At 68.4% G+C, this 12,867-nt stretch carries 12 protein-coding genes; 4 read left to right on the forward strand and 8 right to left on the reverse strand.

Features of this window, described 5'->3' with window-relative positions; all coding sequences use genetic code 11:
* Positions 1-24 precede the first annotated feature (24 nt).
* Both B0F77_RS21200 and B0F77_RS21205 read left to right on the forward strand, forming a co-directional pair.
* The gene (locus B0F77_RS21200; RefSeq protein WP_281252533.1) at positions 25-513 is read left to right on the forward strand and encodes a sigma-70 family RNA polymerase sigma factor; all 489 of its coding nucleotides are present in this window, start codon (positions 25-27) and stop codon (positions 511-513) included.
* A complete protein-coding gene (locus tag B0F77_RS21205; protein ID WP_086664688.1) occupies positions 513-812 on the forward strand; it encodes an anti-sigma factor family protein in 300 nt (99 codons plus the stop codon). Before B0F77_RS21200 ends, B0F77_RS21205 begins: the two co-directional genes overlap by 1 nt.
* 36 nt (positions 813-848) lie before the next feature.
* On the opposite strand, the gene B0F77_RS21210 is transcribed toward B0F77_RS21205, so the two are convergent.
* The 8 genes from B0F77_RS21210 to B0F77_RS21245 form a co-directional block, all read right to left on the reverse strand.
* Positions 849-1,562: a cupin domain-containing protein gene (locus B0F77_RS21210; RefSeq protein ID WP_245848496.1), complete on the reverse strand. Its 714-nt coding sequence runs from the start codon at positions 1,560-1,562 to the stop codon at positions 849-851.
* Positions 1,556-2,443 carry a DUF6807 domain-containing protein gene (locus B0F77_RS21215; RefSeq protein WP_086664689.1) on the reverse strand — a complete coding sequence of 296 codons (888 nt, stop codon included), beginning with the start codon at positions 2,441-2,443 and terminating at the stop codon, positions 1,556-1,558. The genes B0F77_RS21210 and B0F77_RS21215 overlap by 7 nt, the downstream gene beginning before the upstream one ends.
* Entirely contained in the window at positions 2,425-3,507 is a 1,083-nt protein-coding gene (locus B0F77_RS21220; protein ID WP_086664690.1) for a Gfo/Idh/MocA family protein, read from the reverse strand. Before B0F77_RS21220 ends, B0F77_RS21215 begins: the two co-directional genes overlap by 19 nt.
* Entirely contained in the window at positions 3,504-4,814 is a 1,311-nt protein-coding gene (locus tag B0F77_RS21225) for an ABC transporter substrate-binding protein (protein ID WP_086664691.1), read from the reverse strand. Before B0F77_RS21225 ends, B0F77_RS21220 begins: the two co-directional genes overlap by 4 nt.
* Positions 4,815-4,829: 15 nt before the next feature.
* Positions 4,830-5,657 carry a carbohydrate ABC transporter permease gene (locus B0F77_RS21230; RefSeq protein ID WP_245848498.1) on the reverse strand — a complete coding sequence of 276 codons (828 nt, stop codon included), beginning with the start codon at positions 5,655-5,657 and terminating at the stop codon, positions 4,830-4,832.
* A gap of 19 nt (positions 5,658-5,676) precedes the next feature.
* Positions 5,677-6,600, reverse strand: a complete 924-nt coding sequence (locus B0F77_RS21235; protein WP_086664693.1) for a carbohydrate ABC transporter permease — start codon at positions 6,598-6,600, stop codon at positions 5,677-5,679.
* Positions 6,601-6,832: 232 nt separating this feature from the next.
* Positions 6,833-8,719 carry a phosphatase PAP2 family protein gene (locus tag B0F77_RS50580; protein ID WP_086664694.1) on the reverse strand — a complete coding sequence of 629 codons (1,887 nt, stop codon included), beginning with the start codon at positions 8,717-8,719 and terminating at the stop codon, positions 6,833-6,835.
* Positions 8,720-8,834: 115 nt separating this feature from the next.
* Positions 8,835-10,802 carry a hypothetical protein gene (locus B0F77_RS21245; RefSeq protein WP_086664695.1) on the reverse strand — a complete coding sequence of 656 codons (1,968 nt, stop codon included), beginning with the start codon at positions 10,800-10,802 and terminating at the stop codon, positions 8,835-8,837.
* Between the two features lie 332 nt (positions 10,803-11,134).
* On the opposite strand from B0F77_RS21245, the gene B0F77_RS21250 reads away from it, so the two are divergent.
* Positions 11,135-12,037, forward strand: a complete 903-nt coding sequence (locus B0F77_RS21250) for a carbohydrate ABC transporter permease (RefSeq protein WP_086664696.1) — start codon at positions 11,135-11,137, stop codon at positions 12,035-12,037.
* The gene (locus tag B0F77_RS21255) at positions 12,027-12,857 is read left to right on the forward strand and encodes a carbohydrate ABC transporter permease (RefSeq protein ID WP_086664697.1); all 831 of its coding nucleotides are present in this window, start codon (positions 12,027-12,029) and stop codon (positions 12,855-12,857) included. The genes B0F77_RS21250 and B0F77_RS21255 overlap by 11 nt, the downstream gene beginning before the upstream one ends.
* The last annotated feature ends 10 nt before the right edge of the window (positions 12,858-12,867 follow it).

Consider the following 12,867-nt stretch of genomic DNA (forward strand, 5'->3'; position numbering starts at 1 on the left):
GTCATCAACGCCGACCACAGCACCGTGCTGCGCGCGCTGCACGACGGCCACGCCGAGGCGCTCTGGCGTTACGCGGTACGCCTCACCGGAGACGAGCAACTGGCCGAGGACGTCGTCCAGGAGGCGCTGCTGCGGGCATGGCGCAACCCCCGCATCCTCGAACAGGGCTCCGCGGCGTCGAAAGCGTGGCTCTACACCGTGGCACGCAACTTCGCGATCGACGAGTGCCGCAGCGCCCGCGCCCGCTGGGAGGTCGGCTCGGCCCGCCTGCCCGAACGCGAGCGCTCCGACCACACCGACCGGACGCTGGACGCCTGGCTGATCGCCGACGCCCTGTCCCAGCTCAAACCCGAGCACCGGGTGGTGATCGTGCGGGCGTACTACCGCGGTGAATCCGTCGCGGAACTCGCCGCGGCGCTGGACGTGCCGCAGGGAACAGTGAGGTCAAGGATGCACTACGGCCTGCGCGCACTACGGCTGGCGCTGGAGGAGAACGGGGTGACCGGGCGGTGATGTGCCCGTTCCGCGAGTGGGACGTGGCCTACCTGCTGGGCTCGCTGTCCCCCGGTGACCAGCAGGTCTACGAACGCCACCTCGCCGCCTGCCCGCCGTGCGAACACGAGGTGTGCCGGATGGCGGGCACGGCGGGTCTCCTGTCCCGCGTGCCCGCCGAGTGGGTGGAGAAGTCGCTGGAGCCCGACGCCGAGTCGCCCCCGCGACGACGCCTGCTCGTCACGGCGACCGTGCTGGCCGCCGTGCTCGTCGCGGTACTGGTGTTCGTCCGGTTCCGCTCGCGGGACGACACGTCGTGAGGTCGCCCAGTTGTGAGTCGCCCAGTTGTGAGTCGCTCAGTCGTGCGGCGATCTCCCGTCGGCCGGGTCGTGCACGTCCAGCCGGCCGCACATGCCGAGTCGCTGCGGTCCTTCCGCACGCATCACGTGGATGTCGGCCTCGGCCAGGTGCCCGATGTCGCCGTCCCGCAACCGGTCCAGGTGCACGCCGGTGCGTTCGGCGGACGCCAGCGCGCCTTCCCGCCAGCGCTTCTCCCACGCGTCGAGGACGTCCTGCTTCAGGCTCACGGCGGAACGGTAGAAGTCCTCCAGCGCCGCGGAATCGCCGGCGCCGACGCGGCGCCGCAGCTCCAGGAACCCTTCCAGGGCCAGGTCGCGACGGCGCTGGGCGGACTCCTCGTCACCGGCCTGAGCGCGCGCCGCGTACTCCGACGGGTCGGCGAGCACTGAAGGCGGGAACGTGAACACCGCGTCGCCCGCCTCTGGCAGGCCGCTGTTCTGCATCACGACGATGATCCGCAGGTCGCCGTCGTTGACCAGGCGGTGGATCGTGCCTGGCGTGAACCAGGCGACGGTGCCCTCGCGCAACGGGGTCGACGCGAACCCGCGCGGGGTCAGGGTCTGCACGCTGCCCTGACCGCCGATCACGTAGTAGCACTCCGCGCAGGCGAGGTGGACGTGCGGCGAGCCTCCGCACAGCCCGTCCACCGTCGGCCAGTCGTACACCCGCAGGCCGGAGATGCCCACCCCGCCGGGAAACGGCGTCACCACGGGTGAGCCTCCACATAGGACTCCAGGCGCTCGCGGTCCCACTCTCCGGAAGCCACGACGAGCCGGTAGCGCAGGGCCAGCGTCTCGCCGGGCGGCACCTCCACGGTGTCGAAGAAGGCGAACGACGGGTTGACCGCCGCGAACGGCGTGCTGCGGACGAACCAGTGGGTGTTCTTGTTGTCCGGGTGGTCGATGAACAACATCGTCGACGAGCGGTCCACCTCGTCGTGGTTGCCGACGAACGCGAGCCAGCGGGCGGCCTTGCCCATCATCTCCTGCCCGGATCCCCCGTCGGCGGCGATGACCGTGCCTTCGGTGAACGACCGCGGGCCGCGCCAGAAGAAACCGGTGTAGCCCGCGAGCTCGCGGCCGTTGGTGGTCGGGCTGCCGAAGATCAACGGCTCCGCACGCAGGTTCGTCAGAGCGGTGGCGAACTCCAGCGTCCAGGCGTCGTCCTCGACGTCGCGCACGGTGAAGGAACGGTTCTCCCGCACCCAGTTCTCGCCGGCCTCGGTGAACCAGGACAGCGACTCGTCCACCCGAAGCTCGTCGGAGGCGACCGTGAACTCCTCGTGCCGCATGGTGCCGACGTTCGGCAGCGCCACGTACCCCTGGTCGCGGACGTACGTGACGCCGCCCCAGAAGTTCTCGCCCGACACGTCGGTCGCGGTCATCTGCACACCCTTGTGCCAGCGGTGGTCGTGCGGCCGGAACGCCGTCACCACGTCGCCGGCCAGCGTCCGCACGGGGTGCAGGTAGGGCTTCGGGCCCTCGAACGCGGGGGTCGACGGCTGGTGCACGTAGGTGAAGAGCTCGACGTCGCCCACCGACACGACGAGCACCTCGTCGTCCTGCCGAGTGATCACCGGGCGTTCGCCCATGGGGCACCGATTCCTTCCATCGTCGCGTAGAACGGGCTGTCCGGGCCGATCTGACCGGCCTTCACCGCGGTGCCGGTGAACGCCGAGGCGTACAGGGCCGCGATGAACTCCATGGTGATGCGCGTGTCCGCCAGCGTCACCGGCGGCGTCCCACCACTGTCCAGCGCGTCGAGGAACGCCGCCAGCTGACCCCCGTGACCGCTGGCCGTCTCGGACCGCTCCGCGCGCCAGTGGTCCACGACGTCGTCGTGGCCAGGCGCGGGAGTGACCGTCCAGTCCGAGTCGGTGTAGCCGTAGAGGTGCTCGACCTCGACCGTGGCGCGCTCGAAGTCGAACCTCAGCTGCGAGGTCTCCCGGGGCGACAGCAGGGAGTTGACCACCGACGCGACCGTGCCGTCGGCGAACGTCACCAACGCCATCGACACGTCCTCGGTCTGCACGTCCCTGGCCTGCCGCGCCGCGACCGCGCGGATCTCCTGCCACGGCCCCAGCACGGACAGCAACAGGTCGAACTGGTGGATGCCGTGGCCCATCGTCGGGCCGCCGCCCTCGCTCTCCCACGTCCCGCGCCACGGCACGTCGAAGTAGGCGTCGCCGCGATACCAGAGCGTGTCCGACTTCGCCACGAGCGACCTGCCGAGCACCCCCTCGGAGACCAGCCGCCGCAACCGGACCGCGGCCGGGCCGAAGCGGTGCTGGAACACCGTGGCGACCCGGCCGGTCGAGTTCCGTTCGGCGGCGATCAGCGTGTCGATCTCGCTCAGCGACAACGCCGGCGGCTTCTCGACGAGCACGTTCACGTTGGCGGCCAGGCACTCGAGCGCCAACGGCACGTGCGAACGCGGTGGCGTGCACACGTGCACGACGTCGAGCTGTTCCACGTCCAGCAACGTGGACAGCCTGGGGTGCACGCGGGGCACACCCCACTCCTCGGCGAACGCGGTGGCGCGCTCGGCGTCCACGTCCACCACCGCGACCAGCTCGATGCGATCCCCAGCCGACCGCAACGCCTCGGCGTGGGAGGTCGCGATCGCGCCCGTACCGACGATGGCCGCGCGCCTCACTTCGCCGCGTCCACTTCGGCCTGGACTTCCTTGATGAACGACGCGGCCGCCGCGTCCGGGGTGGTCCGGCCGAACAGCACGTCCTCGGTGTGCCGCTTGAGGATCGTGTCGAGCGTGCTGGCGCCGTTCGGGGTGATCCTTGGCGGGTCGCTCACCGGCACGGTGTCGAGGTACTCCTTGGCCGCCTTGTCGGTTTCCTTGAGCTGGCCCGCGATCGCCTCGCGGATCTTCAGGTTCGCGGGCACGCCGCGTTCGGTCAGCAGGATCTTCGCCGCTTCCTCGTCGTTGGCCAGGAAGCTCACGAACGCGGCGGCCTCCGCCGGGTGCTTGGAGCGCGCCGACACCGACCAGAACATCGACGGCTTGTAGTAGGCGCCGGGCGACTTGCCCTGCGTCTCCCCCGGCAGCCGCAGCAGCTTCAGCTTGGCACCGCTGGCGGCGGTCAGCGCGGTCAGCTGGGTGTTCCACCACAGGCCGAACGCCGCGGTGTTGGTCGCGGTCGCCGACTGGTTCAGCCCGGCCGAGGCCTTCTCGATGGTCACCGACGGCGACGCCGCGACCCCGGACTTGGCCAGATCCAGGATGTACTGCCAGTAGTCCCGGGCGATCTCCTGCGGCAGGACGACCTTGCCCTGAGCGTCGAACATCGACTTGCCCTGCTGGCGCGCCCGGATGCTCAGCCCCGCCGCGTCGTTGATCCCCGGCGACTGCACGCCGAACACCTGGCCACCGCCGGCCTTGGACACCTGCTCGCCGATCTTCCTCAGGTCGTCCCACGACCACTTCGTGTCGTCGGGCACCGGGATGTTGTACTTCGCGAGCAGGTCGGTGTTGACCATGATCGAGTACATCCCGAGGCCGACCGGCAGCCCGTACTGCTTGCCGTCGACGGCGCCGGTGGCGAGCGCCTTCTGGTCGAAGTTCGAGGTGTCGAGGTGCTTCTTGGACTCGTTGAGGTCCAGCAACGCGCCGCGCTCGGCGTAGGAGGCGATGTACAGCTCGTCCATCTGCATGATGTCCGGCGCGTCGTTGGCCGCCATCGTGGTGGCGAGGCTGTCCCAGTAGCCGTTCCACTCCTTGAACTCACCCTTGATGGTGATGTTCGGGTGCTTCTGCTGGAACATCTCGATGACCTTCTGGGTCCGCTTGTGCCGGTCGTCCGCGCCCCACCAGCTGAAGCGCAGCGTCACCGGCTCCGCGGTCAGTTCGCCACCGGCGTCGGAGCCGGACCCGCACGCCGCGAGCAGCGACGCTGTGAGCGAGACCAGGACCGTTAACGCGGTACGGCGACGGAGACCAATACCCATGTCCGTTCCTTTCGGCTACTTGCCACCGGTCGTGGCGATCCCCTTGACGAGGTACCGCTGGCCGATGAGGAAGGCGAGGAAGATGGGGATGAGCGACACCACGCTCATCGCGAACTGAGAGCCCCACGACGTGGCGACCGTCGAGTCGACGAACGAGCGCAGGGCGACCGGAACCGTGTACATGTCCGGGTCCGTCAGGTAGATCAGCTGGGTGAAGAAGTCGTTCCAGGTCCAGATGAACGTGAAGATCGTCGTGGTGGCGAGCGCCGGTTTCATCAGCGGCAGCACGATCTGCAGGAAGATCCGCGGGTGACCGCAGCCGTCGATGCGCGCCGCCTCGTCCAGCTCGCGCGGCAGGCCGCGGATGAACTGCACCATCAGGAACACGAAGAACGCGTCCGTGGCGAGGATCTTCGGCACGATCAGCGGCAGGAACGTGTTCACCCAGCCGATCTGGGAGAACAGCACGTACTGCGGCACGATGATCACGTGGATCGGCAGCATGATCGTGCCGAGCATGATGCCGAACCACCACCGCTTGCCGCTGAAGTTCAGCCGGGCGAAGGCGTAGGCCGCCATCGAGCACGACACCAGGTTGCCGACGATGCAGCCCAGCACCAGGATCGCCGAGTTCAGCAGGTACGTCCCGAACGACGGGGTGAGGGCGTTCCAGCCCTCGACGTAGTTCTCGGTCCGCAGGCTGTCGAGGATCAGGCCGGGACTGCGGAAGATCTCGTCGCCTGGCCGCAACGAGCTCACGATCATCCACAGCACCGGGTAGAGCATCACGAACCCGAAGAGGACCAGGCCGAGGTGCTTGACCGGCGTGGAAAGCCGGCTCACGAATCGCGTGTGGCGGAGGTTAGTCGTCATAGAACACCCAGTACTTCGCCGCCCAGAAGTTGATCGCGGTGAACGCCGCGATGATCAGCAGCAGGAACCACGCCAGCGCGGACGCGTAACCCATGTCGAACCGGCTGAAACCCTGCTGGTACAGGTAAAGCGTGTAGAACATGGTCGAGTCCGACGGTCCTCCCGTGCCGCCGGAGACGACGAACGCCTGCGTGAACGACTGGAACGCGTGGATGATCTGCAGCACCAGGTTGAAGAACAGGATCGGCGACAGCAGCGGCAACGTGATCCGCCAGAACTGCGACCACCTGCTCGCGCCGTCGATCGAGGCGGCCTCGTAGTAGACCGCCGGGATCTGCCGCAGCCCAGCCAGGAAGATGATCATCGGTGAGCCGAACGTCCAGACGTTCAGCACGATCAGGGTCGACAGCGCGGTGTCCGGGTCGGAGATCCAGCCCTTGCCCTCGACGCCGAAGAACCCCAGCACGCGGTTCAGCAGACCTTCGGCGCCGAAGACCTGGGTCCACAGCACCGCGATCGCCACACTCGACCCGAGCAGCGACGGCAGGTAGAACGCCGAGCGGTAGAACGCGAGCCCGCGCAGGCCCCGGTCGAGCAGCAGCGCCACCCCGAGTGCGCACGCCAGCTGCAGCGGTACGGACACGAGCACGTAGGTGAAGGTGACGCGCAGAGCGTTGTGCAACCGCTCGTCGCTGAAGATCCGCGCGAAGTTGGCGAAACCGATGAACTTCGGCGGCTGGATCAGGTTGTACTTCGTGAAGCCGAGACCGAAGGACGCGAGCACCGGACCGACCGTGATGAAGACCAGTCCGGCGAACCAGGGCGCAAGGAACCAGAAGGCGGCCTTGTTGTCCCGCTTGCGCACCTGCACGCCGCCGTGACGCAGCTGACGCAGTTCGTCTAGAGCGCTCATGAACTCCTGACCCCGTCGGCTGGAAAACGCTTTCCGGAGTCTGCATCGGGCCTTCCCGAGCGTCAAGCAACGCAGTCGAATGGCGTCGAACAGAATCGTCGAACGTGGTGTAGCGGTTCGACAACAGTCCTGTGTAGACGAATCCCGCCGGGGAGGAATCCCGCACCCCTTCGAAACAGCAAACGTCTGCAAGCACCGCGGCGAGCGGCACTTGCAGACGTCGGTAGAAGCGTCAGTCCAGAACGCGGACCGAGAGGCCGGCCAGGCTGTAGTTGGCCTGCACCCGGCGCTCCCCACCGGTGACGGTGATCCGGGCGAACCGGCCGGCCAGCACGGGTGCGGCGAGCACCGGGACGACGGCGCCCGCCGGCACGTCCTCCAGCGTGAGCTCCAGCATGCTGCCGCTCGCCAAGGTGACCGGGCGACCGGCGGTCAGGGGTGCGCAGCCACCCTTGCGCAGCGTCACGGCCAGCACCGATCCGGAAGCCTGCCGGTAGCTGCGCACCCGGACCGCGGTGTCCAGCCGGAGAGTGCCCGACCGCAGTTCGACGTCTCCCTTGCCGAGCGCGGCGGCCGAACCGGCCACGAGCGTGCCGCCCTCGACGCGGGTCGCGCCGGTGTAGCTGTTGGCACCGGCCAGCGTCAGGGCACCGGTGCCCCGCTTGACCAGACCACCGCGACCACCGATCGCGTTGTGCCAGGTGTCCGCGGCGTGGAAACCGCCGCGGTTGGCGTCCATCTCGACACGCACGTCCGAGTCGAACGCGCCGAAGCCGTCAGCCGCGGCGAAGAGGTTGAGCCTGCCCCACTGCTCGGGGCCGTCGAGCAGCGCGTGCCCGGACGGGAGTGCGGTGGTGCGCAGGACTTCCCGCCGCTGGTTCGCGGTGAGGTACGGCTGACGGGTTTCCAGCAGCACCTCCGCGCCCTTCGGCACGGTCATCGCGACGCGACGACCGGTCTTGGGCAGCCCGTAGGTCAGCAGCGGCGTGACGAGCGCGGCGTTCGCCTCCCGGTCGGCGTACGGGTCGGTGTCGGTGCCGGCCGAATGCGCGTGGCCGAACAGGTCGCCGGCGGCGTGCTGGCGGAAGTACTCGCTCGCCTGCGCCCTGGCGGCGGCCTTGAGCGTCGCGTTCTGCGGGTCCGCGAGCGTGGCGGCGGCGAGCGCGGTCGCCAGGATCCGCCCGCCGATGACGTCCGCCGGGGAGTGCATGCCCGCCACGATCCGCATGTCGGCCGTGTCGAACGCCCTGGTCACCAACTCCTGGAAGCGTTCGGGGATCGCGTAGGCCAGCGCCAGGCAGGCCAGGTGCAGCGCGTTGGTGTGCCCGCTCGGGTAGCCCCCGTCGTCGGCCGGGCTGAGGTTGCGCTGGCGCAGCAGCTGCGGGGCGACCACGACGTCGGAGCGGTACACCGGGTACCCGAACTCGTCGGTCTCCCCCGTCGGGTCCACCGTGCTGTCCGGGGTCATCCGCCACGGCCGCGGGTACTGGTAGGCGTACTTCGACGGGTTGCCGGAGGCGAACTGCCCGCGCAGCGTGTTGACCAGGAGCACGACCTGGCCCAGCGCGGAGTCCGGCGAACCCGCGCCGAGCGCCGATCCCGCCGGGGCGTCCGGCGGCAGCTTGTCGTCCACAGTGGATGGTGGCGTGCCGTCCGGCGCGGTGGTGATGCCGGTGACGGCCTTGGCGCCCGCCTTGTACAGCTCGGCCAGCGGGCCGAGGCCTCCGATCGCGCTGTAACTCTGATGCTGACGGTCCACGATGAACGCTCGCTTGGCCTGGTCTGCGGTGCGTGCGGCGGTGATCCGCGCGACGTGCCGGACGTTGGCCGTGAGCACGCTCCGGTCGAGCACGACGCCGTTGTTCCAGCTGCTGCCGGTACGCCAGAGATCCTGCATCCCGGACAGGGCGCGCACGGCGGCGTTGGTCTCCGGCGTCTGGTTGGCCAGGACGTTCGTGCGGTAGGAGTCGACGAAGGGCGCCGCGCCGGTCGGCAGCTCGGCGGCGCTCGCTTCCAGGGCCCGATCCAGTGCGGCCGGGCCGATCAGCAGGCCGGCGGACAACATCGCCGAACGACGCAAGAGAGCTCTGCGGTCGAACCCCTCAGCGGCGGTGGTCATGTTAACGCTCCCAATGGTCCGTTAAGGACACGTGTGGCGGCACGGGGATTTTGGTGCACAATACGCAACGGCACGTGACCGTACTCGAAGTCGAGGTGATGTGAGCGTTAACAGTTCACCGTGTGGCGAGGCGCAGCACCGGCTCGCCGCCCACATCACCCGCGGAATGACCGACCACCGCCGTGAAGAACGGGGTGCGCACGTGCACGCCGTTCACGACCTCCTCCGCCGACACCTCCAGCTCGATCGGTTCAGGCCCGTAGCACAGGGCGAACACGGCGCGGCCGTACGGCGTGTCGGCGATCGGATCAGCCAGCACGTGGTTGGTCGCGATCACGCGCCGCCAGCCCGCGTCCGGATTTCCATAGCCCCTCGGGTCGTCGCCGAGCCAGAACGACAGCTGTTCCTGGGTCATGCCGGCGGTCCGCTGGTTGTTGAAGAACGCCGGGCCGTCCGGCGGGTTCTCCACCCGCAGCCCGCCTGCCGCGCTGAGCGCGAGCCCGTCGGCGAGCAACGTCCCGCCAGTGCTGAACGAACGCCAGGGGTCGGCCAGGTCGAACGGGTCGCCACCGGGCTCGCTGACCGTCCGGATGCGACGTTGCCGGGAACCCTCCGCGGTCGCGTAGGGCAGACCCGCGAGGAAGTTCAGCTCCGCGTCCGCCGGCAGTGCGGCGCGGTCCAGCACGGCGATCAGGTGCAGGCGTTCGCCGTCGGTGACGTACAACTGCTGGACCGAGAGCATGACCTGGTCCCAGCTCACGACCGCCTTGGTGACCAGTTTGGCGCCGAACCTGCCTTCGATCACGTCCCGCACCCGGACCGGGCCGAGCGGCCGGGTGAGCAGCGTCCTGCGGCCGTCGGCGTAGCTCACCAGCGGCCCGATGCCGTGCTGGTGGTCGACGACCGACTCGATCACGGCGGTCCCGCCGGCGTCGATCAGGTACGGGGTGAGCTGCCCGGTCAGCGACACCGAGACCTTGTCGTGCCGCAGCGAGTACCGGGTGTGCACCGGGGCCCCGGCCGGCGCGCGGTACCACTCGCTTTCGTCGAGGAAGAACCACACGGTGGCGAACGCGAAGTGCCCGCTCGGCAGGCCGGGCGTGCTCGCGCAGTAGTAGGCCACCCGCCGGTCGCCGAGGTAGCGTCCGAGCTCGGCCTGGACGCGGCCGCTGAAGAACCGCAGGCCGAGCATGCCCTCGCAGCCGCAGTGCTGCTCGCTGTAGCGGGGCCCGCCGTAGTCGAACCCGCGGGCGGACAGCCGCGTCTCCAGGTGCCTGGCGATCTCGTCGCCGTCGTCGAGGAAACACTGTTCGCCGCTCACCTGGTAAGCCCTTGCCAGGAACGTGAGGGAGATGGGCAGGTAGTTCTGGTCGTGCCCGGCGCCGTGCTCGACGGGCAGCCGGAGCTCGCGGTCGACGACGCGCTTGGTCCTGATCTCGCTGTGGTACAGGAACATCGCAACGTCCACGATGGACTTTTCGGACAACAACCGCCCCAGCGTCAAACCGCCCACCACGGCACCGATCGCCTGGTTCGCCGTCTGCTGGGGGTTGAACATGCTCGCTTCCGTCAGCCAGCGCCAGAAGCCGGCCGCCACGTCCGCGAGAGCGGCCCACTGGGTCACGGTGATCAGCTCGCGGCCGAACTCCAGCACGTTGACCGCGTGCAGCAGTGCCCAGACGGTGCTCGGCCAGTCGCCGAACGGATGTTCCCCGGTCTCGATCACGTAACGGGCGTACGGCAGACCGCTGTCGCGCACGAGCAGGAACGGCTCGCCGGGGTTGTCGGTGCGGAAGACCCTCTTGGCCAGCACGAAGTCCAGGCCGCGTCGCACGGCGTCCGCCAGCTCGGGGTCGCGCCGGTCGCCGCGGTGCCAGGCCAGGCACAGCAGGGACACCACACCCAGCGACATGTCACCGATGTCATCGTCCGCGGCGATGTCCTCGAGGTTGCCGTCCGGGCGCTGCCGGCCGATCGCCGCGGACACCGCCCGCGCGAGCACCGCGCGCAGCTCTTCGTCGTCGTCCGGCAGGTCGTGCACGCTCGCGTGCTGGCTCGGCAAATACACCGCGGCGGCGGTCATCGGTACTCCTCGCGGGTCGCTCGCCCGAGTTCGTTGGCGGAGATGGGCGTGCGTGGCCGGAGTGCGTTCCCTCTCCTTCGTTCACGTGTGCGGTGCGGCTGGGACCCGCCTAGTTGGTTAAAACGTAAACTTCCCGACCCGGTCGGCGTCAAGTCACAACTTCCGCCGATCCCGCAGGGAACAAGGTTTCCCATAGATCGTCTTGACAGGCCCGTACTCGGTTCCTACAGTCCCCGGAAAGCGCTTTCCAGCTCCCTGGGACGGACCACTGGCAAAGCCGTGCGTGGCATCGGCAAGACCCCGTGGTCCAGCGATGACGTCCCAGGAGCGACATGTCAGGTACACCCGTCCGCAAACGCAAGCGGCACAAGCACAACCTCGCCGGCTACGCCTTCCTGGCGCCCTGGCTGATCGGCCTGTTCGCCTTCACGCTGATCCCGATGGTGTACTCGCTGTACCTGTCGCTCACGAAGTTCAACCTGCTCACCGCTCCACAGTGGATCGGTGCGGAGAACTACGTCCGGTTGTTCTCCGATGAGCGGTATCTGCAGTCGATCAAGGTCACGCTGCTGTACGTCGTCACTTCTGTACCGCTCAAGCTCGCCGCCGCGCTGCTGGTCGCCGTCGCGCTCAACCGCGGCCTGAAGGCGCTCGGCTTCTACCGGGCGACGTTCTACCTGCCGTCCCTGCTGGGCGCGAGCGTCGCGGTGTCGGTGATGTGGCGGCAGATCTTCTCCCGCGAGGGTCTGCTCAACCAGTTCCTGAAGATCTTCGGCGTGCAGGGCTCCGACTGGATCGGCGACCCGCGCTACGCGATCTGGACGCTGGTGGCGTTGTCGGCCTGGCAGTTCGGCACGCCGATGCTGATCTTCCTGGCCGGGCTCAAGCAGTTGCCGCAGGACCTCTACGAGGCGGCGGCGATCGACGGCGCGGGCAGGATCACGACGTTCTTCCGGATCACGCTGCCGCTGCTGTCCCCCATGGTGTTCTTCAACCTCGTGCTGGAGACCATCAACGCCTTCCAGACGTTCACGCCGGCCTACGTGATCTCCGGCGGCCTGGGCGGTCCGATCGACTCGACCCTGCTCTACACGCTTTACCTGTACCTCAAGGGATTCGGCAGCATGCAGATGGGTTACGCCTCCGCGATGGCGTGGGTGTTGTTCGCCGTGATCGGCCTCTTCACGGCCGTCTACTTCTGGTCGGCCCGCAAGTGGGTGAACTATGCGGACTAAGGGCAACCACTGGCGGGCGCACGCTCTGCTGCTGCTCGTGCTGGTGGCGATGATCTATCCGATGGTGTGGCTGGTCGGCGCGTCGTTCAAGCCGGAGAACCAGATCTTCACCACGATGAACCCGCTGCCGCTCGCCTTCACCATCGCCAACTACGTGAACGGCTGGACGGCCACCGGCACGTCGTTCACCGTCTACCTGGGCAACTCGCTGACGGTGTCGATCGCCACCGTGATCGCGAACGTGGCGTCCTGCTCGGTGGCGGCGTACGCCTTCGCCCGCCTGGACTTCGCGTTCCGGAAGTTCTGGTTCGCGGTGATGCTCGGCACGATGATGCTGCCGTTCCAGGCGACCCTGATCCCCCAGTACGCGATCTTCTACCAGCTGAACTGGATCAACACGTTCCTGCCGCTGGTGGTCCCGTACCTGCTCGCCTACGACGCCTTCTTCATCTTCCTGATGGTGCAGTTCATCCGCGGCATCCCGCGCGAGCTGGACGAGGCGGCGGCACTGGACGGCGCGGGGCACGTGCGGGTGTTCTTCAGCATCGTCCTGCCGCTCATGAGGCCCGCGCTGATCACCACCACGATCCTCACGTTCATCTGGACGTTCAACGACTTCCTGCGCCAGCTGGTCTACCTGTCCGACCACTCCCGCTACACCGCGCCGCTGGGCCTCAACGCCTTCGTGGACCGGGCCAGCGGCTCCAGCTACGGCGGGATGCTCGCGATGTCCGTGGTCACCCTCGTGCCCACCATCGCCGTCTTCCTCGCCTCGCAACGCCGCATCGTCGACGGTGTCGCCACCACCGGCATCAAGTAACACCTTTCAC

Origin of the sequence: Lentzea kentuckyensis (assembly GCF_002150765.1) — a bacterium.
Taxonomy (GTDB): domain Bacteria; phylum Actinomycetota; class Actinomycetes; order Mycobacteriales; family Pseudonocardiaceae; genus Lentzea; species Lentzea kentuckyensis.

Coding starts and splice junctions, on each gene's coding strand:
- B0F77_RS21205 (WP_086664688.1), top strand. CDS start 513: ATGTGCCCGTTCCGCGAGTGGGACGTGGCCTACCTGCTGGGCTCGCTG.
- B0F77_RS21215 (WP_086664689.1), bottom strand. CDS start 2,443: ATGGGCGAACGCCCGGTGATCACTCGGCAGGACGACGAGGTGCTCGTC.
- B0F77_RS21225 (WP_086664691.1), bottom strand. CDS start 4,814: ATGGGTATTGGTCTCCGTCGCCGTACCGCGTTAACGGTCCTGGTCTCG.
- B0F77_RS21235 (WP_086664693.1), bottom strand. CDS start 6,600: ATGAGCGCTCTAGACGAACTGCGTCAGCTGCGTCACGGCGGCGTGCAG.
- B0F77_RS50580 (WP_086664694.1), bottom strand. CDS start 8,719: ATGACCACCGCCGCTGAGGGGTTCGACCGCAGAGCTCTCTTGCGTCGT.
- B0F77_RS21245 (WP_086664695.1), bottom strand. CDS start 10,802: ATGACCGCCGCCGCGGTGTATTTGCCGAGCCAGCACGCGAGCGTGCAC.
- B0F77_RS21250 (WP_086664696.1), top strand. CDS start 11,135: ATGTCAGGTACACCCGTCCGCAAACGCAAGCGGCACAAGCACAACCTC.
- B0F77_RS21255 (WP_086664697.1), top strand. CDS start 12,027: ATGCGGACTAAGGGCAACCACTGGCGGGCGCACGCTCTGCTGCTGCTC.